Below are 19,248 nucleotides of genomic sequence, written 5' to 3'. Positions count from 1 at the left end.
CAACCCGGGGCTGCCGCCCCTGCCCCGGCCGCCAAGGCCGCGCCCCTGCCCGAGGTTCCCGCCGCAAAGCCCATCCCCCCGGTGAAGGCGGCCAAGCGCGCGCCCGCCTCGCCCGCGCGCAAGCCCGCGGGCCGCGAGAAGGCCGAGACGCGCAAGGCCGACCTGCGCACCGGATCGCGCCGCGTCGCCAAGGCCGGGGCGAAACCCGCCACCGAGAAGGCCGAGGCAAGGCCCGCCGCCGATCCGAAACCGGCCCCGAAGCCAGTCCCCGCCGTTGTGGTTCCGACCCAGGCCGCCATCGCGCCCCCTGTCCCGCCCGCCCCCGAGGACGCCAAGGCCGCGCGGAAAGCCGAAAGGAAGGCCGCCAAGGAGGCCGAGAAGGAAGCGCGCAAGGCAGCCCGCAAGGCCGAGCGCAAGGCCGAGAAGGCGGCCCTGAAAGAGGCCGAAAAGGCCGCGCGCAAAGCCGAGCGCAAGGCGGGCAAGAAGGACGGCAAGGGAAAGGGAAAGGGAAAGGGCAAGGCGGGCAAGGACAAGCCCAAGTCCTCCGATCCCGAATGAAGCCCCTGCGGTGATGATGTCCCCCTTCCGGTTCCTTCGCCGCAGCCTGGCCCGCGCGCTTGCCGTGGCGGCGCTGGCGGCATCCATGGCCCAGGCCTCGCCCGAGGCGGGGTCGGCCCCGACGCAGCCGGCGGACCAGGTGCGCTGCACCGATGACGGGCGCCATTGCATCCGCCTGGACCACTATGTCGCCGATGTCTGCCTGCTGATCGAGCAAAGCGCCCTGGAACACCGGCTGGATCCGAATTTCCTGGCCCGCCTGCTGTGGAAGGAAAGCCGGTTCGAGCCGGGCGCGGTCAGCCCGGTTGGCGCGCTCGGGATTGCCCAGTTCATGCCCGGCACCGCCGATCTCTACGACCTGGAGGATCCCTTCAACCCCGCGCAGGCGATCCACAAGTCGGCCTGGTACCTGCGCTATCTGACCGACACCTTCGGCAATATCGGCCTGGCCGCCGTCGCCTATAACGGCGGCGAGAACCGCGCCGCGCGCTTTGTCGGCCAGAACGGCGCCCTGCCTTATGAAACGCAGGATTACGTCGCCTCCATCACCGGCTTCGAGGCGCTGCAATGGCGCGACAACCCGCCCCCCGCCAGCGATCTGAAGCTGGCGCTGGATCCCGACCTGGCCTTCCGCCCCGCCTGCGAGAAGCTGGCGGGCGAACGCAAGCTGCGCGAGTTCATGGTCCAGCCCAAGGTCTTTCCCTGGGGCGTGATCGTGGCCAGCCATCCCAGCCAGTCGGGCGCATCCCGCCAGGTCGCCCGCCTGAACCGCAGCCTGCGCCCGATCCTGGGCGACAAGCAGGTGGGTTACGTGCGCAAGCGCCTGACGGGGATGCCGCGCGCCGTCTATACCGCCCAGGTCGGCTGGGACAGCAAGGCCGAGGCCAACCGCTTTTGCGCGCGCTTCAAGCAACTGGGCGGGCGCTGCATCGTGCTGAAGAACTGAGCCAGAAAGCAGCTTCAGCGGCTTTCTTGCCCGTGGCCCCGCCTTGGAAAACGTCACGCGCCGCATTTCCTGAAGCGTCGGGACATCAGGCGTTCTTCAAAGCCGCCCCTTGTTCACAGGAAACTCTGCGGGTCGATGTCCACCGACAGGCGCAGGTTCGCGGGCGGCTTCATCGGGGCCAGCCAGTCGGCGATGGCCGCCTGGATGGGCGCCTGCCGGGGCGCGTGGATCAGCATCCGCACCCGGTGGCGGCCCCGGATGCGCGCGATGGGCGCAGGGGCCGGTCCCCACAATTGCGCGCCCGCCTGTTCCAGCGGCGCGGCATGGGCGGCCAGGTGGCGGGCGAAGTCGGTGACGACGCCCAGGTCCGGGTGGGACAGGATGATCCCCGCCAACCGTCCGAACGGCGGCATTCCGGTCGCCTGGCGGCCTGCAGCCTCGGCGTTCCAGAAGGCCTCGTCCTCGCCCGAGAGGATCGCGCGGATCACCGGATGGTCGGGCTGATGGGTTTGCAGCAGGGCCACCCCCGGCGCGGCGCCCCCCTGCCGCCCCGCCCGGCCCGCGACCTGGCGCATCAACTGGAACGACCGTTCCGCCGCGCGCAAATCCGCCCCTTGCAGGCCCAGGTCGGCGTCGATCACGCCCACCAGCGTCAGGCGGGGAAAGTTGTGGCCCTTGGCGACGATCTGCGTGCCGATGATGATCTGGGTGTCGCCATTGGCGATATCCGCGATGGTCTCCTTCAGCGCGCGGGCGGACTGGAACAGGTCCGAGGACAGAACCGTGGCCTTTGCGTCGGGGAAGCGGGCCGCAACTTCCTCGGCGATGCGTTCCACGCCGGGGCCGATGGGGGCCAGCTTGCCTTCGACCTTGCAGCTTGGGCAGGCCAGCGGGATGGGCCGCGATTCGCCGCATTGGTGGCAGACCAGGCGGTTCTGGAAGCGGTGTTCCACCATCCGCGCGTCGCATTGGTGGCAGGCAATCTGTTCGCCGCAGGCCCGGCACAGCATCACCGGCGCATAGCCGCGCCGGTTCAGGAACAGCAGCGACTGTTCGCCCTTGGCGATCCGCGCTTCGACCGCCCCCGCCAGCATGGGCGAGATCCAGCGGCCCGAGGGCATGTCCTCGGCCCGCAGGTCGATGGCCGCCATGTCGGGCAGTTCCGCCGTGCCGTAACGGCTGCGCAGATCCAGCCGCCGGTATTTGCCGCTGTGGGCGTTCACCCAGCTTTCCAGGGACGGCGTGGCCGAGGCCAGCACCACCTGCGCCCCGTTGATGGATGCGCGCAGCACCGCCATGTCGCGGGCGCTGTAGTAAACGACATCCTCCTGCTTGTAGCTGCTGTCGTGTTCCTCATCCACGACGATCAGGCCCAGGTCGCGGAAGGGCAAAAACAGCGCGGACCGGGCCCCCACGACCAGCCCCACGTCCCCGCGCCCGGCCATGTGCCACAACCGGCGGCGTTCCGTGCGGGTGATGCCGCTGTGCCATTCGCCGGGACGCGCGCCGAAGCGGGCCTCGACCCGGTCCAGGAACTCGGCCGAGAGCGCGATCTCGGGCAGCAGGACCAGCGCCTGACGGCCCTGCGCCAGGCATTCGGCGACGGCCTCCAGATAGACCTCGGTCTTGCCCGATCCGGTGACGCCGCGCAGCAGGGTGGTGCCGTATCCGCCCGACCGCACGGCCTCGCGCAGGGCATCGGCGGCCGCCTGCTGCTGGGCGTCCAGCGGCTTGCCGGGACGCGAGGAATCCAGCCGGGGATAGGGCAGGTCGCGCGGGGCCTGAACCTCGGCCAGCGTGCCCGCCGCGACAAGGCCCTTGACCACCGCCGTGCCCACGCCCGCCAGTTGCGCCAGTTCGGATGGCGCAAAGCTGGCCCCGCCATGGTCGGCGATCACCTGCATCACCCGTTCGCGCGCCTCGGTCATGCGGGATGGGGGCGCCCCGCCCGGCACGATCACCCGGCGCGCGGCGGGGGGCTGGTCCAGGTCGGGCGCGCGCGTGGCCATCCGCAGCATCAGGGGCAAGGGCGTCAGCGTGTAATCGGCGGCCCGCGTCAGGAACTCCAGAAACCGCGGGTCGAAGGGTTCCGCGTCCAGGACGCGCGCCACGGGGCGCAGCTTGGCCAGGTCGAAGTCGCCCACGCCTTCGCCCATTACCAGGCCCACGACCCGGCGCGGGCCCAGCGGCGCCAGCACCAGCTGGCCCTGCGCCACGCCGCCCTCGGGCGCCAGATAGTCCAGCACGCCCACGGGCTCGACCGTCAGGACGGCGATCCGGGCGCGCGCCGGAAAGAACGGGGCGGGAAAAATGGCGGGCGGGGTTTTCATCATCCTTGATAAAGCCTTGCACCGCCCGCGTTGCAAGCCCGCCCTTTCGGCGGACATGGTTTTGCGCTATCACCCACCCGAACGCTTATGGAGCCTCGCCATGAAATTCTTCCTTGATACCGCCGATGTGGATGCCATCCGAGAGCTGAACGACCTGGGCATGGTGGACGGCGTGACCACCAACCCGTCCCTGATCCTCAAGGCCGGGCGCAACATCGAGGAAGTCACCGCCGAAATCTGCGAGATGGTCAGCGGCCCCGTCAGCGCCGAGGTCGTGGCCGAAAACGCCGACGACATGATCCGCGAAGGCCGCCACCTGGCGCAGATCGCCCCCAACATCGCCATCAAGGTGCCGCTGACCTGGGACGGGCTGAAAGCCTGCCGCGTCTTTGCCGACGAAGGCCACATGGTCAACGTGACGCTGTGCTTTTCCCCCGCCCAGGCGATCCTGGCGGCCAAGGCGGGCGCGACCTTCATCAGCCCCTTCATCGGGCGGCTGGACGACATCGGCCTGGACGGCGTGGACCTGATCGCCGACATCCGCGAGATCTACGACAACTATGGATACGAGACGCAGATCCTCGCGGCCTCGATCCGCTCGGTCAACCACATCATCGAGGTGGGCAAGATCGGCGCCGACGTGATCACCGCGCCCCCGGCTGTCATCAAGTCGATGGCAAAGCATGTCTTGACGGACAAGGGGCTTGAGCAGTTCACTGCCGACTGGGCCAAGACCGGTCAGAAGATCGGCTGAACAAAGGGAAACAGGCATGGCATCGGAACAGCAGGCGGGGCTGGACCCCGAGACGCGCGACAAGCTGCTGGCCGATCCCGGCGTCCTTTTGGCCGACCGCGACCTGATGCGCGCCCTTGTCGCCGCGCGCGAGGCCGAGATCGGCGACAACGTGATCGACATCCGCGGCCGCGCGATGGAGGCGCTGGAAACGCGCCTCGACCGGCTGGAAACCCAGCATGAAAGCGTGATCGCCGCGGCCTTCGACAACCAGTCGGGCATGGCGGTGATCCACCGCGCGGTGATCGGCCTGCTGGAATCGGCGGACCTGGCCGAACTGATCGACAGCCTGCAATCCGACATCGCGCCCCTGCTGCGCATTGAAACCCTGCGGCTGGTGGTCGAGCCCGACCCCGCCATCCCCGGCCTGCCCGAGGATGCGGTCCTGGTCCCGGATGGCGCCATCGGCCGGATCATAGCGGCCGGGCGGCGCACCCCGCGCGGCGACGACATCGTGCTGCGCCCCGCCTCGCCCGTCACGCAGCTGATGCATGGCCGCGCCATCGCGTCCGAGGCGCTTTTGCCCATCGACCTGGGCGCGCGGCGCCCCCGCGCCATGCTGCTGATGGGCAGCGCCGACAAGTCCCGCTTCATGCCCGCCCATGGCACCGACCTGCTGCGTTTTTTCGCGCAGGTGTTCCGGCTGGTGCTGCTGTCGCGGCTGCGCCCGTGACCCCGCCGCTGGCCCTGGCGCCCGCCATGGCCGCTGCCCTGGCCCGCTGGCTGGAGGTCGAGGCCGGAACCCGCGACCGCGCGGACCACACGATCATCGCCTATCGCGCCGACCTGCTGGCCTTCCTGGCCTTCCTGGGCGGCCATCACGGGCAACCCGCCACGCCGAAGTCGCTGGCAGGCCTGCGCCAGACCGACATGCGCGCATTCGCCGCCGCCGAACGCGCGCGCGGCCTGGGGGCGCGGTCGCTGGCGCGCAGGCAATCGGCGGTGCGCAGCTTCCTGCGCTGGATTTCCGACCGCGAGGGCCATGACCTGTCGGCGGCGCTGTCCACGCGCAGCCCGAAATACACCCGGTCCCTGCCCCGCCCGCTGACGCCCGACCAGGCGCGGGACACGCTGGACATGATCGCCGTCGGGCACGACACCCCTTGGGTCGCGGCGCGCGATCTGGCGGTGATGACGCTGCTCTGGGGCTGCGGGCTGCGGATATCCGAGGCCTTGAACCTGAACGGCGAGGACTGGCCCTTCCGCGACAGCCTGACGATCACCGGCAAGGGCGGACGCCAGCGCCAGGTTCCCGTCCTGCCCGTGGCGCGGCAGGCCATGGCCGATTACCTGCGCCAATGTCCCTGGCAGCCCGCCCCCGGCCAGCCGCTGTTCCGGGGCGTGCGGGGCGGGCGGCTGCTGCCCGGCATCATCGAAGGGGCGATGCAAAAGGCCCGCGCGGCGCTTGGCCTGCCGCCCACCGCCACGCCCCACGCCCTGCGCCATTCCTTTGCCACGCATCTTCTGGCGGCGGGCGGCGACCTGCGCACCATCCAGGAACTGCTGGGCCATGCAAGCCTGTCCACAACGCAGGTCTATACCGGCGTCGATGACGCGCATCTGATGGCCGTTTATCAGGCGGCGCATCCACGGGGATAAACCCTCTGGACGGCGGCCCGGCAATGCCACAAGATCGTCGCAACGCCCTGTTTTTCCAAAGAGTGCTGATGGTCCCCGATCGCAGGCAGTTCATCTCCGCCATAACCGCCGCCGCCCTGGCCCGCCCCGGCCATGCCGGCCCGGCCCGCGTCGACTACATCCCCTATCCGCCGGGCGTCCCGCGCGTGGGCGCCGATCCGGCCTATGCGGAACCCACTGATATCGGCGAAACGCTGTCGCTGGATCATGCCGGGCAGGCGCGGCAGGTCCACCTTTATGTGCCCCAGGGCGAGGGTCCGCGCCGGTCGATCCTGCTGCTGCACGGCGCGCAGCGGACGGGCCGGTCGATGCTGGACATGTGGCGGGCGGCGGCCGACCGCAGCGGTGTCGTCCTGATCGCGCCCGATGCCCTGGGCGAGGGCTGGTCGCCCGAGACCGATCCGCCGGGCCTGCTGGTCGCCGCGCTGAACGCCGCCTCGGCGCGCGTGGAGCTGGCGACGGACGGGGTGGCGATGTTCGGCCATTCCTCGGGCGGGATCCTGGCGCAGCTTTACGCCAACCGCCTGCAGGGACCGTGGCGCGCGGTGGCCACCCATGGCGCGGCCCTGCCCGCCGACGCGGTCCAGTCCCCCGCCACGGCATCGGTGCCGGTGCGGCTTTATGTCGGCGCGGGCGACCACCTGTTCCCGCCCGCGAAGGCCCGCGCCACGACCGAGGCCCTGGCCGCCGCAGGCCATCCCGCCGACATGATCGCCATCGCCGGCCATACGCATTGGTATTACGCGATCGGCCCCTGGCTGGCCGAGGATTGCCTGGCCTGGATGGCGACGCACGGCCTTGGCTGAACCGCGGCCCTCCTCCAGCGTTTGGCCCCCAGGATCAGAAGGATGTCACCATGACCACACATGCGATCTTCAACCGCCCCCTGGACGGCCCTGTCCCGCAGGGCCTGGACCAGGCGATCTTCGGAATGGGCTGCTATTGGGGCGTCGAGCGGCTGTTCTGGCAGCAGAACGGCGTCTGGCTGACCCAGGTGGGCTTTGCGGGCGGCACGGTGGAAAACCCCACCTACGACCAGGTCAAGTCTGGGACCACCGGCCATGCCGAGGTCGTGCGCATCGTTTATGACAGCTCCAAGATCAGCTATGACCACCTGCTGAAGCTGTTCTGGGAAAACCACGACCCGACCCAGGGCGACCGGCAGGGAAACGATGCGGGCCCCCAGTATAGAAGCCTGATCATGGCCTTCACCGACAGCCAGATGTCGGCGGCCGAGGCGTCCCGGATCGACTATGACAACCGCCTGGCGGTGGCGGGCTTCGGCAAGATCACCACGCAGATCATCGGCCCCGCGCCCTTCTGGCCCGCGCATGATGAGCACCAGCAGTATCTGGAAAAGAACCCCGACGGCTATTGTGGCCTGAAGGGCACCGGGGTAGAGGCGAGCCTTCCCAACCCGGATCCGATCCCATGACCACCTATTCCGCGCTGACCCATGTCGGGGGCCGCCAGGCCGCCGAGGCCCTGGCCGAGGCCTGCGAGGATCTGGATCCCGAACCCGTCGGCACCGGCGTCTTCGAGATCGAGGACGGCTCGGACCGCTGGGAAGTCGGCGTCTATTTCACCGAGGCGCCCGACGACATCGCCCTGGCCCTGCTGGCCGCCGCCCATGGCGCCAATCCCTTCGCCATTTCCGAGGTTCCGGACGTGGATTGGGTCGCCCATGTGAAGCGGGAACTGACGCCCGTGCGGGCGGGCCGCTTCTATGTCCACGGCAGCCACGATGCCGACACCGTCCCCGAAGGCGTCGAGGCGCTGTGCATCGAGGCCGCGATGGCCTTCGGCACCGGCCACCACAACACCACCAAGGGCTGCCTGGAGGCGCTGGACCGGCTGGCCACCCAAGGCTTCCAGCCGCACCGCATCGTCGATATCGGCTGCGGCACCGCCGTGCTGGCGATGGCGGCGGCAAGGGTGTGGCCGGTCACGGTGCTGGCCAGCGACATCGACCCCGTGGCTGTCGATACGGCGGCGGCCAATGTCATCGCCAACGGGCTGGACGGCCGGATCATCTGCATCGAGGCCGCGGGCTTTGCCCACCAGATGCTGGAGGACAACGCGCCCTACGACCTGGTGCTGGCCAATATCCTCAAGCAGCCGCTGATCGACCTGGCGCCGCAGATGGCCGCGATAGTCGCGCCGGGGGGCCGGATCATCCTGTCGGGGATCCTGACGACCCAGGCCGACGAGGTGACGGGGGTCTATGGCGACGCAGGCTTCACGCTGGAAAGGCGCGACGACCTGGCGGACTGGTCGGCCCTGACCATGGCCCGGTCCTGACGACAACCGAATGGACGTGACGCCATCCCAGCCTTGAAAACGCGCCTGCCTTTTGCTATCTAGGGCAGGCGAGCGTCTTTCTTTCGGCCTTCTGTCTCCTTTCGGCTTCAGATGTTCCTTGACGACACTAAGCCGGGCCATCGCATGTCGCGGATGGCATATACTAGACAGGAGATCTCACGATGGCCAACGGCACCGTGAAATGGTTCAACGCCACCAAAGGCTTCGGCTTCATCCAGCCCGAGCATGGCTCGAAAGACATCTTCCTTCACATCTCCGCGCTGGAGCGCGCTGGCATCCGCGACATCCGCGACGGCCAGGCGATCACCTTTGACGTGGAAAAGGGCCGCGACGGCCGCGAATCGGCGACCAACGTCGCGCTGGCATAAGCTGCCCGCAGACCCGGCCATGGCATGAAGCCATTGCCCTGAAAACCGGATGGCGGCCCTGGTCGCCCTCCCCTCCGGATCCTAGGACGCCCTTGCGCGGGATCGGACAATTCCCATGAAAGAACAATCTTGATAGAAATAAACTGGGGCAAGCCCCTGTCTTTCGTCGTCTCGCCCGATGGCGAGGTGAAGACCTTCACCACCCTTGAAACCGCGGCCTATTGGCTGCAACGCAGATGGCCTGTCGATGACGTGCAGCGCCGCCATGCGGCCCGGATGCTGGACGCCGCCGCCCATTGCATGACCCCGGTCGGATCGGCACGCAAGGCCTTCACGGACGCCGCCCGCAGCGCCGGGTTCCAGACCGTCAACCGGCACTGACCGGCCAAGAAAAAACCCCCTCTGCATCCGCATTGGGGGTTCGTTCGTCTTGAAGGGGATGGCTATGGCTTAGAAGCCGCGCGCGATCCGCTCGATGTCGCCGCGGCACAGACCGATGTCGTCCAGCTCGCGATCCGACAGGCGGCTCAGTTCCCGACGGGTCACGCGGGCATCGTTCCACGCGCCGAGCATCGAGAAGAAATTCGCAACGACATTGCCAACGCCCCCAACAGCATGGCTGCGGTTCAGTTCCATCGTCGACATTTTCATCACCTGTTTCAGAAGTGCCCGACCATCGGGCAATCGCTTCATGCAGCAGGATATAGATTGGGCAGTCAAAAAAGAGTAGGCGCGGCCCGGGCAATGCCGCTATGCAGCAAATGCAGGTTTACGACAGGTTAACAGGGCCAGAATGTCGTTTTCAGGCCTTGGAATGCCGCATTGCAGCAATCGTTTCTTACCAGTCCCCTAACGCGGCCTGCCACAGCGCAAGTGCCGCGACGGCAGCCGTATCGGCGCGCAGGATTCGCGGCCCCAGGCTGATGCGACTCACATGGGGCAGCGCCGCCAGCCGGGCGCGCTCGGCATCCGAAAAGCCCCCCTCGGGGCCGATCAGGATCGCCCAGGGACCGCGCGGCAGGCCCGCCAGCGTATGTGCCGGTCCCGCCAGCGCCTCGTCCGCCCAGAGGATGCGGCGCGACGCGTCCCAGCCATCCAGCAGGCGCGACAGCGGCACCAGATCGGCCACGGCGGGGACAAAGGTGCCGCCGCATTGTTCCGCCGCTTCCACCGCATGGGCCTGCAGGCGGTCCTGGCGGATGCGTTCGGCATTGGTGTGGTCGGTCTGCACGGGCAGGATGCGCGCGGCCCCCATCTCGGCCGCCTTTTCCACGATGAAATCGGTGCGCGCCTTCTTGATCGGCGCGAAGACCAGCCACAGGTCGGGCGGGTTCCGCTGCGGGGCGGTCTGTTCCAGCACGTCCAGCGACCCGCCGCGCTTGGTCGCCTGCGCCAGGCGCGCCGACCAGGCGCCGTCGCGCCCGTTGAAGACCTCGATCACCGCGCCGGGCGTCAGGCGCATGACGCCCGACAGATAATGCGCCTGGTCCCCCGTCAGCGGGACGGGTTGTTCTGCGGCCAGCGGGTGATCTATGAACAGCCTGATCCTTGCCATGGGGCCAGACGCTATGCAAAGCCGGACGGAAAGACCAGACGCCGTCATCGACGCGCCGAAGGGCAACTGGGTGGACACGGTGGCCCCCCCGGCCTGGCGGCCCTGGCTGCGCCTGTCCCGCGCCGACCGGCCCATCGGGACGTGGCTGCTGCTGCTGCCCTGCTGGTGGGGGATCGGGCTGGCGATGATGGCCGACGCGCCCCGCTGGGCGGACCTGTGGATCGCCGTGGCCTGCGGGATCGGCGCGCTGGTCATGCGCGGGGCGGGCTGCACCTGGAACGACATCACCGACCGCGACATCGACGACAAGGTGGCCCGCACCCGGTCCCGCCCCCTGCCCAGCGGCCAGGTGACGCTGCGCGGGGCCTATGGCTGGCTGGTCGCGCAATGCCTTGTGGGCTTCGCGATCCTGCTGACATTGGATGGGGCGGCGGTCTGGATGGGCGTGGCCTCGCTGGCGCTGGTGGCGATCTATCCCTTTGCCAAGCGGTTCACCTGGTGGCCGCAGGTCTTCCTGGGCCTGGCCTTCAACTGGGGCGTGATGCTGGCCTGGGCCGCGCATATGGGGCGGCTGGACGCGGCGCCGGTGGTGGCCTGGGTCGCGGGGATCGCCTGGACGATCTTCTACGACACCATCTATGCCCACCAGGATGTGGAGGACGACGCCCTGATCGGCGTGAAATCCACCGCGCGCCTGTTCGGGCAGAACAGCCCGCGCATCCTGGCGGGCTTTGCGGTGCTGACGGTCGTCCTGCTGGCGATTGCCATTTCGCTCACGGGTCGCAATCTGTTGATGGGCTATGCGGGGCTGGCCGGATTTGCCCTGCATCTGGCCTGGCAGCTGCGGAATTTCCAGCCCGAACAAGGCGCTGTCTGCCTGCGCCTGTTCCGGTCGAACCGCGATGCGGGTTTGATCCTTGCGCTAACTCTCGCCCTGGCCGGACTCGTCTGATTGCGCGGGGCGTCCCCCGCCGCTAGATCCAGGACCACGGAAACAGCCCAAGGTCATGGCCCATGCCCCGCAGGCGGCTTGCCTCATCCATCGCCACGATCCTGACCCTGTCCGCCGCGGGCGGGCTGTGCTGGCTGGGGGCCGACACCGCCGCCAGCTTCATCGAGCAGCGGTCGCGCCAGGATGTCGAACAGGCGTTGCAGGCATCCGGGCAGGACTGGGTGGGGGTGGCGACCGACGGGTTGCAGGTCCGCCTGACCGGCACCGCGCCGACCGAGGTGGACCGCTTTCGCGCCGTGACCCAGGCGGGCAGTGCCGTCGACCCCTCGCGCGTGGTGGACGCGATGACCGTCGCCTCGGCCGAGGCGATGACGCCGCCTGATTTCAAGGTGGAACTGCTGCGCAACGACCAGGGCATCTCGCTGATCGGGCTGGTTCCGGCCTCGACCGACCGGGCGGGGCTGGTGCGCACTCTGCGGGCGGAAACCGCCGCGCCCCAAGTGACCGACCTTCTGGAAACCGCCGACTATGCCGTGCCCCCCGGGTGGGACGCGGCCATCCGCTATGGGCAGCAGGCCGCGCAGATGGCGGCCCAGGCCAAGATCTCGGTCCAGCCGGGGCGGGTCACGATCTCGGCCATCACCGGCAGCGGCGACGAAAAAGCACGGCTGGAAACCGCGCTGCGCCGCGCCCTGCCCGCGGGGGTCGACCTTGTCACCGACATCTCGGCCCCGCGGCCGGTGATCGCGCCCTTCACGCTGCGCTTCGTCATGGATGGGGACGGCGCGCGCTTTGAATCCTGCGCCACCGACACCGCCGAAGGCCGCGACCGCATCGTCGATGCCGCGATGAAGGCGGGGGCGGCAGAGGTTCCCGCCTGCACGCTGGGGCTTGGCGCGCCTTCGCCCGATTGGTCCGATGCGGCGGCGGCGGCGATCGGGGCGGTGGCCTCCCTGGGCCGGGGCGCGGTCACGCTGTCGGATGCCGATGTTTCGCTGGTGGCGCCTCCGGGCGTCGCCAAGGCGGATTTCGACCGCGCCGTGGCAGGGTTGCGGCGCGCCCTGCCCCCGGTGTTCTCGCTGCAGGCGGATCTGGAAACCGCCCCCGACGCGGCCCCGCAGGGCCCGGCCGAATTCACCGCCACCCTGTCGGACACGCAGGTGCTGGAGATGGCGGGCCGCATCAGCGACGACCGGATGCGCGAAACCGTGGACAGCGTGGCCCGCGCGCGCTTTCCCGCCGTGGGGGGCAGCCTGGTCAACGACCCCTCGGTCCCCGGGGGCTGGACGGTGCGCGTCATCGCCGGGCTGGAGGCCCTGGGCACCCTGCATTCGGGCAGCCTGCAGGTCACGCCCGACCTGATCCGCGTCACCGGCACCTCGGGCGACATGGCCGCGCCCGAAGCTGCGGCGGCGCGGCTGGGCGAACGGCTGGGACCGGGCGTGCGCTATGACCTGGCGATCCGTTACGACCGGCGGCTGGATCCGTCGCTGGATCTGCCCGACGGCCCCGAATGCGTGCGCCAGCTGAACATCGTCATGTCGGAATCCGAGATCGGGTTCGAGCCCTCCAAGGCCGCCATCGCGGGCGACCCCGCCCCCACGCTGGACCGGCTGGCCGCCGTCATGGCCGAATGCGCCGATTTCCAGCTGGAAGCCGGGGGCCACACCGATTCGCAAGGGTCCGAAGGCTTCAACGCCGACCTGTCGCGGGGCCGGGCGCAGGCCCTGGTGGCCGCGATGGCGGACGCGGGCATCGACGTGTCCAACATGACCGCGCGCGGTTACGGCGAAAGCCAGCCCATCGCCTCCAACGACTCGGAGGAAGGGCGCGAGGAAAACCGCCGGATCGAGTTCCGGCTGATGTCCGATTACCCGGTGCGCAGCGCCCCCCTGCCCGCGCCGGTCACGCTGTCGGGCGTCACCGCCGAGCCTGCGCCGCCCGATCAGCCCGCCGACCAGCCCGGGGATCTGATCGGCCCCCTCCAGCCGGACGACCCTGCGCCCCGCCCGCAGGTCTTCGGCCCCGCCCTGCCGCAGGCCGGCATCGGCCCGGTGGCCCCCGCGACCGTCGGCGCCCCCGAGGTCTTCCAGACGCTGGACGCGCGCGAGGAAACCCTTAGGCTGCCCGTCCAGACGCCCACGCCTGACACGCCGCGCCCCTCGCCCCGCCCGGACGAGGGATCCGCCCCCTGATCGCAAGCTGGACCCGCATGAACCGCACCGAATTCATCACCGCCACCGCGCTTGTCCTGTTCGGGGCCTTCGTGCTGGGCTGGTTCGCCTGCTGGCTGATCGGACGCCTGACCCGCCCCAGCCATGCCGACCTGCGCGACCTGGAACGCAGGCTGCACGACACCGAACGCGAACGCGACAAGGCCATCGCCCTGCTGAAGGAGGGCGAAAGCCGCCGGGCGGCGACCCAGGCGGAACTGGAAACCGCCATGGAGGGCCTGCGCGAAAGCCGCTCCGAGATCGAGGAATTGCGGGATTACATCGAACGCAAGCTGTCGCGTCGGTAGGGTGCGTGCTTGCACGCACCATGCCACGTCAACGGTGCGTGCAAGCACGCACCCTACGCCACCTCGGCAAACACCTTCCGCAGCGCCCGTTCCAGCTTGTCGAAGATCTCGTCCATCTGCGATTCGGTCAGGATGAAGGGCGGGCAGAGGACGATGGACTGGCCCAGGGGACGGCAGATCAGGCCCAGGTCGGTGCAGGCATTGGCGATGCGTTCGCTGACCGACAGGCTGCTGTCGAACGGCGTCTTGGTGGCCTTGTCGCGCACGGCCTCCAGCGCCCACATGAAGCCCACGCCGCGCAATTCGCCGATATGCTCGCTGCGGTCCATGATGGCGCGCAGGCCCGCCTCCAGCCGGGGGGCGAGGCGCTTGACGTTGTCGGCCAAGCCCTCGTTCATCACCACGTCGATGGCCTTCAGCGCGATGGCGCAGCCGACCGGGTGGCCGGATGCGGTGAAGCCGTGCGGGAACTCCTCGATCCGGTCGATGGCCTTTTGCAGCCGGTCGGTCAGATCCGGCCCCAGGATCACCGCACCCATCGGGAACAGGCCTGCCGTCAGGTTCTTGGAACTGATGATCGCGTCGGGCATGAAGCCGTAGGTCTGGCAGCCCCAGGTGTTGCCGGTGCGGCCAAAGCCGGTGATCACCTCGTCCGAAATCATCGGGATGCCGTATTTCTTCAGGATCGGCAGCATCGCCTGGAAATAGCCCTTGGACGGCGGGATCACGCCCCCCGCCCCCTGCACGGGTTCGGCAAAGAAGCCCGCGATGGTGTCGGGGCCTTCGCGCTGGATCGTGTCCTCCAGTTCCTGCGCCAGCCTTTGGGTGAACTGCTCCTCGCTCTCGCCGTCCTTGCCGTATCGCCAGTAATGCGGGCAGGTCAGGTGGATGAAGCCCGGCAGCGGCAGGCCGAAGACCTCGTTATAGGGCTTGCCGGTCATGCTGGCCGAAACGACGGTCACGCCGTGATAGGCGTTCCAGCGGGTCAGGATCTTGCGCCGCTGCGGATTGCCTTCCGATGCGTGCAGGAACCACAGCATCTTGACCATGGTGTCGTTCGCCTCGGACCCCGAGTTCGTGTAGAACACCTTGCCGCGCTCGAAGGGCGACACCTCGACCAGCTTTTCGGACAGCATCACCGTCTGGTCGGACAAGCGCCCGAAAAAGGCGTGATATCCGGGAAAGCGGTCGTATTGCGCCTTCGCGGCCTCGGCCAGGCCCTTGTGGTCGAACCCCGCGACCATGTTCCACAGGCCCGAATTGGCGTCCAGATAGCGGCGGCCGTTCACATCGACGACATAGGGCCCCTCGCCATGGGTCAGCACCACGGCGCCCCGGCTGGCGACGCTGGGCAGGTCGGTGAAGCCGTAAAGCGAATATTCGTCGGCGCGGGCTTCCCAGCTTTGCGGTTTGTTCATCATGGCCTCCATCGGGTTTGTCTGCAGGCTAGCCGGGCGGATGGGGGCGTTCAAGGACGGCGCAGGCCGATCAGATCCAGTTCCGCCTCGATCCCCGCCAGGGGGGCGCCGCGCATCTCGGCCACCAGCGAATCGAACCGCTCGCGCAGTGCGGCCTTTTCCGCGCCCCGGCAGTCGTTCCAGGGGCGGCCTTGCAGGGCCATCGCCAGGACGTAATAGCCGATGAAATGCGGCCGCTCGCCCGCAACCAGCAGCGCGCGATAGGCCTCGTGCGCGCCGATCCGGCGCAGGGCGGCGGCGTCGGGCACGCCGGCGGCGATCAGCGCCTTGGCCGTCGCCGGGCCGATATTGGTGATCCCCGTCAGGTCGCTGTCCATGGCCCGCTTTCCAAATGCCTGCCTTTGCTGTATCAGCACGCTACCTCCCAAGGACAGCGGCAATGAACGACCAGGCCAATCCCCCGGCAGTGAAAAAGCTTTTCATCAAGACCTATGGCTGCCAGATGAACGTCTATGACAGCCAGCGCATGGCCGAGGCCATGGGCGCGGAAGGCTATGTCCTGACCGAGGATCAGGGGGATGCGGACATGGTGCTGCTGAACACCTGCCACATCCGCGAGAAGGCGGCCGAGAAGCTTTATTCCGACCTAGGCCGCCTGAAGCCGCTGAAGGCCGAGAAGCCCGACCTCAAGATCGGCGTGGCGGGCTGCGTGGCCCAGGCCGAGGGCGAGGAGATCGTGCGCCGGATGCCGCTGGTCGATCTGGTGGTCGGCCCGCAGACCTATCACCGCCTGCCCGCCATGGTGCGGGGCGAAGCGCCCGCCATCGTCACCGACTTCCCCGAGGAAGACAAGTTCGACCACCTGCCCCAACGCCGCGCCACCCGCCGCGCGCCCGCGGCCTTCCTGACCGTGCAGGAGGGCTGCGACAAGTTCTGCGCCTTCTGCGTCGTCCCCTATACCCGGGGCGCCGAGGTCAGCCGCCCCGTGGACCGCATCCTGCGCGAGGCCCGCGACCTGGTGGACCGGGGCGTGCGGGAAATCACCCTTCTGGGCCAGAACGTGAACGGCTGGCACGGCGCGGGGTCGGACGGCGAATGGGGCTTTGGCCGCCTGATCCGCGCGCTGGCCGATATCGAGGGGTTGGACCGCATCCGCTATACCACCAGCCACCCGAATGACATGGGGGGCGACCTGATCGCCGCGCATCGGGATATCCCGCAATTGATGCCCTATCTGCACCTGCCGGTGCAGTCGGGCAGCGACCGGATCCTGCGGGCGATGAACCGCAAGCACACGGCGGCCCAGTATCTGCGCCTGATCGACCGCATCCGCGAGGCGCGCCCCGACATCCTGCTGACCAGCGATTTCATCGTGGGCTTTCCGGGCGAGACCGACCAGGATCACCAGGACACCCTGCGCCTTGTGGCCGAGGTGGGGTTCGGGACCGCCTTCAGCTTCAAGTATTCGCCCCGCCCCGGAACCCCGGCCTATGACCGCCCCGAGGTGGACGGCGCGGTGGCCGACGCCCGCTTGCAGGAACTCCAGGCGCTGCTGGCGAAACAGCAGAAGGCCGCGCAGGAAGCCATGGTCGGGCGCACCCTGGGCGTGCTGTTCGAAAAGCCGGGCCGGCAGGCGGGGCAGATGATCGGCAAGTCGGATTACCTCCATTCGGTCTTTGTCGATGCGCCGAATGCGCAGGTCGGCGACCTGGTGCCCGTGCGGATCGTGGAAAGCGCAAGCAATTCGCTGCGGGGCGAGTTGGCGGGATAGCCCGCGGCAGGACCGCGCCTGACGGCTGGTTCGCCCCACCACACGCCCGAAGAAGGTGTGGAACCCCACCCTATCCAAGCGGCACGGCCAGATCCCCCGCCGGGCGAAGGCGATGGCCTGCGCCAGACAAGGACGGTCTGGCAGCCCTCATGCGCCCTCCCTTTCGGGCGCCGTCGGAAATCCCCCCTTCGCCCCGGAACCGCCCCCCACCCGCGCCGTTAAGCCAAACGCATCACGCCAGGAGGACAGGATGGACGACAACCGGGTCTGGAACTTCGAGGAAAGTCTCTGGCGCGCGTCGGACGAACGCTATCACGAACGCGTCGATCCCGAATGCATCATGGCGCTGAGCCATGCGCCGCATCTGTTCGCGGGCCGGGCCGCAATCGAGGCTGTCAGCGGAACGCCCGAATGGGACAAGGTGGCCTTTGACGACAAGCACGTGTCCCGCCCCGAGGAAGGGATGATCGTGATCGGCTATCGCGTCACGGCGGCCAAGGGGGATACTCGCTTCACGGCGGCCTGCACCTCGGTCTATCGGCGGCGCGGCCATGAGGACTGGACGGTGGTGCAGCATTGCCAGGTGGCGCTGCCGATGACCGAGGGCTGATCCTTCCGGGGAAAAAAGGCGGCCGACCCCCAGGAACGCGCGAACATACGGGGGGCCGGCCTCTTTCGCACCGATGGGCTGATGCGAAAGTTCGGGACGCCGGGATCTCGGGCACGAGATCGGGCGTTGTGATGAAAGACCGGCCCCCAGGAACGCGCGAACAGGACAGGGGCCGGTCTCTTTCGCCGTTGATCGTGGCAAGGGCGAAAGCTCGGGGTGCGGTCTGGGCGGGGGTTATTCCCCGCCGCCCAGGCCGTGGACATAGGTGGCGACGGCACGGATCTCGGCCTCGGACAGGCGCGTGTTCCAGGCGGGCATCACGCCATAGGGGCCTTCGCTGACGATGCGGGTCAGCGTCTCGTGGTCGTTGCCGTAAAGCCAGACGGCGTCGGCCAGGTTCGGCGCGCCTTGCGTGCGGTCGCCGGTGCCGTCCTCCATGTGGCAGGCCGAACAGTTGTCGGCAAAGACCTGGGCACCGGCTGCGGCCTTGCCCGCGTCATGCGGCTGGTCCGAGAGCGACAGCACATGGTTCACGACCTGGTCGATCTGTGTGCGGTCCAGGATGCCGTCGCTGCCGAAAGAGGGCATTTGCGAATAGCGCGTGTCGCCGTCCTTGGGATCGCGGATGCCGTGCTGAAGGGTGGTGTGGATATCCTCCAGCGTGCCGCCCCACAGCCAGTCGTTGTCCAGCAGGTTGGGATAGCCCCGCGCCCCGCCCGCGCCGGAACCGTGGCACTGCGCGCACCAGGTGCGGAAGATCGCGCCGCCCGCATTGGTGGCATAGTTCACCAGTTCGGGGTCGTTCGGGATCGCGGCCAGCTCCACCTCGGCCAGGCGGGTCTGGATCGGGGCATTGGCCTGGTCGAAGCGCGCGATCTCGGCCGCGACCTCTTGCCGGGTGTCGGTTCCCAGAAGGCCCTGGGTCGCCTGGCTGACCAGCGGGATCGCCGGATAGGCCACGACATAGCCCACCGCCCAGATGATCGTGGCGTAGAAGGTCCACAGCCACCAGCGGGGCATCGGGTTGTCGTATTCGGTGATCCCGTCCCATTCGTGGCCGGTGGAGCCTACCTCCTTGACCAGGCCCTTGCGGGTCTGCTTGCGCTGCCGGGGCGCGACCGGCTGGTCGGGCCGGGGCCGTTCGGGGATCGCCCCCGCGATCTTGGCGGCATGTTCGCTGTCGGCCGCGCGCCGTTCCAGGCTGACCCGGTTGTCGGGATTGGCGGGATCCAGATGCGGATCGACGGGCTTGTCCTTGTCGTTGTCGGCCATCACCGGCCCTCCTTCTCATCCGCGTCGGCGGGTCGGTTCTCGTGCCGGAAGATGCTCTCGGCGGCGTCCTTCTGGGCCTTTCGGGCGCCGGGGCGGAACACGAATAGGATCACGCCCACGAAGAACAGCACCAGCAGCAGCAGCGCCCAACTGTCGGCAAGCCCGCGCAGGAAGCTGTAGGTTTCCATTGATGC

The 19,248-nt window shown here is 68.8% G+C and carries 21 protein-coding genes and 1 pseudogene; 15 read left to right on the top strand and 7 right to left on the bottom strand.

Annotated features, from left to right (window positions below; all coding sequences use genetic code 11):
* Together JX613_RS15510 and JX613_RS15505 are read left to right on the top strand one after the other, a co-directional pair.
* A pseudogene (locus JX613_RS15510) lies at positions 1-558 on the top strand (hypothetical protein); the annotation flags it as partial.
* Between the two features lie 13 nt (positions 559-571).
* On the top strand, positions 572-1,504 hold the full coding sequence (locus tag JX613_RS15505; RefSeq protein ID WP_237168611.1) for a lytic transglycosylase domain-containing protein: 933 nt from the start codon (positions 572-574) through the stop codon (positions 1,502-1,504).
* 113 nt (positions 1,505-1,617) lie between these two features.
* Here the strand turns inward: JX613_RS15505 and JX613_RS15500 are convergent, their stop codons facing one another.
* A complete protein-coding gene (locus tag JX613_RS15500; protein WP_207102366.1) occupies positions 1,618-3,834 on the bottom strand; it encodes a primosomal protein N' in 2,217 nt (738 codons plus the stop codon).
* A 100-nt stretch (positions 3,835-3,934) separates the two neighbouring features.
* On the opposite strand from JX613_RS15500, the gene fsa reads away from it, so the two are divergent.
* From fsa to JX613_RS15460, 8 genes are all read left to right on the top strand, one after another.
* The gene (gene fsa, locus JX613_RS15495) at positions 3,935-4,588 is read left to right on the top strand and encodes a fructose-6-phosphate aldolase (protein ID WP_207102365.1); all 654 of its coding nucleotides are present in this window, start codon (positions 3,935-3,937) and stop codon (positions 4,586-4,588) included.
* Positions 4,589-4,604: 16 nt separating this feature from the next.
* Positions 4,605-5,300: a DUF484 family protein gene (locus JX613_RS15490; protein ID WP_207102364.1), complete on the top strand. Its 696-nt coding sequence runs from the start codon at positions 4,605-4,607 to the stop codon at positions 5,298-5,300.
* Between the two features lie 26 nt (positions 5,301-5,326).
* On the top strand, positions 5,327-6,226 hold the full coding sequence (locus JX613_RS15485) for a tyrosine recombinase XerC (RefSeq protein WP_207102375.1): 900 nt from the start codon (positions 5,327-5,329) through the stop codon (positions 6,224-6,226).
* Between the two features lie 68 nt (positions 6,227-6,294).
* Positions 6,295-7,071, top strand: a complete 777-nt coding sequence (locus JX613_RS15480; protein ID WP_207102363.1) for a dienelactone hydrolase family protein — start codon at positions 6,295-6,297, stop codon at positions 7,069-7,071.
* 50 nt (positions 7,072-7,121) lie between these two features.
* Complete coding sequence (gene msrA / locus JX613_RS15475; RefSeq protein WP_207102362.1) at positions 7,122-7,700, top strand: peptide-methionine (S)-S-oxide reductase MsrA; 579 nt, start codon at positions 7,122-7,124, stop codon at positions 7,698-7,700.
* Positions 7,697-8,566 (top strand): 50S ribosomal protein L11 methyltransferase, encoded by an 870-nt coding sequence (locus JX613_RS15470; protein ID WP_207102361.1) that lies wholly within the window; start codon positions 7,697-7,699, stop codon positions 8,564-8,566. The genes msrA and JX613_RS15470 overlap by 4 nt, the downstream gene beginning before the upstream one ends.
* A 182-nt stretch (positions 8,567-8,748) precedes the next feature.
* Positions 8,749-8,955, top strand: a complete 207-nt coding sequence (locus JX613_RS15465) for a cold-shock protein (RefSeq protein WP_207102360.1) — start codon at positions 8,749-8,751, stop codon at positions 8,953-8,955.
* A gap of 129 nt (positions 8,956-9,084) precedes the next feature.
* Positions 9,085-9,336, top strand: coding sequence for a DUF982 domain-containing protein (locus JX613_RS15460; protein WP_237168610.1), 252 nt, complete (start codon positions 9,085-9,087; stop codon positions 9,334-9,336).
* Between the two features lie 69 nt (positions 9,337-9,405).
* On the opposite strand, the gene JX613_RS15455 is transcribed toward JX613_RS15460, so the two are convergent.
* Positions 9,406-9,600 carry a DUF1127 domain-containing protein gene (locus JX613_RS15455; protein ID WP_207102373.1) on the bottom strand — a complete coding sequence of 65 codons (195 nt, stop codon included), beginning with the start codon at positions 9,598-9,600 and terminating at the stop codon, positions 9,406-9,408.
* Between the two features lie 193 nt (positions 9,601-9,793).
* Positions 9,794-10,510 (bottom strand): 16S rRNA (uracil(1498)-N(3))-methyltransferase, encoded by a 717-nt coding sequence (locus JX613_RS15450; protein ID WP_207102359.1) that lies wholly within the window; start codon positions 10,508-10,510, stop codon positions 9,794-9,796.
* Between the two features lie 13 nt (positions 10,511-10,523).
* Here JX613_RS15450 and ubiA point away from each other — a divergent pair, with 13 nt between their 5' ends.
* From ubiA to JX613_RS15435, 3 genes are all read left to right on the top strand, one after another.
* Entirely contained in the window at positions 10,524-11,462 is a 939-nt protein-coding gene (gene ubiA / locus JX613_RS15445) for a 4-hydroxybenzoate octaprenyltransferase (protein ID WP_207102358.1), read from the top strand.
* A 62-nt stretch (positions 11,463-11,524) separates the two neighbouring features.
* On the top strand, positions 11,525-13,657 hold the full coding sequence (locus tag JX613_RS15440; RefSeq protein ID WP_207102357.1) for an OmpA family protein: 2,133 nt from the start codon (positions 11,525-11,527) through the stop codon (positions 13,655-13,657).
* Between the two features lie 17 nt (positions 13,658-13,674).
* Positions 13,675-13,983, top strand: a complete 309-nt coding sequence (locus tag JX613_RS15435; RefSeq protein ID WP_207102356.1) for a hypothetical protein — start codon at positions 13,675-13,677, stop codon at positions 13,981-13,983.
* 53 nt (positions 13,984-14,036) lie between these two features.
* Here JX613_RS15435 and JX613_RS15430 read toward each other — a convergent pair whose 3' ends face one another.
* Both JX613_RS15430 and JX613_RS15425 read right to left on the bottom strand, forming a co-directional pair.
* Entirely contained in the window at positions 14,037-15,401 is a 1,365-nt protein-coding gene (locus tag JX613_RS15430; protein WP_207102372.1) for an aminotransferase, read from the bottom strand.
* A 50-nt stretch (positions 15,402-15,451) separates the two neighbouring features.
* On the bottom strand, positions 15,452-15,778 hold the full coding sequence (locus JX613_RS15425) for a TfoX/Sxy family protein (protein ID WP_207102355.1): 327 nt from the start codon (positions 15,776-15,778) through the stop codon (positions 15,452-15,454).
* A 62-nt stretch (positions 15,779-15,840) separates the two neighbouring features.
* Between JX613_RS15425 and miaB the strand changes: the two genes are divergently transcribed.
* Together miaB and JX613_RS15415 are read left to right on the top strand one after the other, a co-directional pair.
* On the top strand, positions 15,841-17,172 hold the full coding sequence (miaB, locus tag JX613_RS15420) for a tRNA (N6-isopentenyl adenosine(37)-C2)-methylthiotransferase MiaB (RefSeq protein WP_207102354.1): 1,332 nt from the start codon (positions 15,841-15,843) through the stop codon (positions 17,170-17,172).
* Between the two features lie 250 nt (positions 17,173-17,422).
* Entirely contained in the window at positions 17,423-17,782 is a 360-nt protein-coding gene (locus tag JX613_RS15415; RefSeq protein WP_207102353.1) for a hypothetical protein, read from the top strand.
* A 234-nt stretch (positions 17,783-18,016) separates the two neighbouring features.
* On the opposite strand, the gene ccoP is transcribed toward JX613_RS15415, so the two are convergent.
* A complete protein-coding gene (ccoP, locus tag JX613_RS15410; RefSeq protein WP_207102352.1) occupies positions 18,017-19,054 on the bottom strand; it encodes a cytochrome-c oxidase, cbb3-type subunit III in 1,038 nt (345 codons plus the stop codon).
* Positions 19,054-19,242 (bottom strand): cbb3-type cytochrome c oxidase subunit 3, encoded by a 189-nt coding sequence (locus tag JX613_RS15405; protein WP_154764596.1) that lies wholly within the window; start codon positions 19,240-19,242, stop codon positions 19,054-19,056. Before JX613_RS15405 ends, ccoP begins: the two co-directional genes overlap by 1 nt.
* Positions 19,243-19,248 lie beyond the last annotated feature (6 nt).

This window comes from Paracoccus shandongensis (genome assembly GCF_017315735.1).
Taxonomy (GTDB): domain Bacteria; phylum Pseudomonadota; class Alphaproteobacteria; order Rhodobacterales; family Rhodobacteraceae; genus Paracoccus; species Paracoccus shandongensis.
Note: the sequence above shows the minus strand (reverse complement) of the source record. Positions and strands in the feature narration are given on the sequence as shown.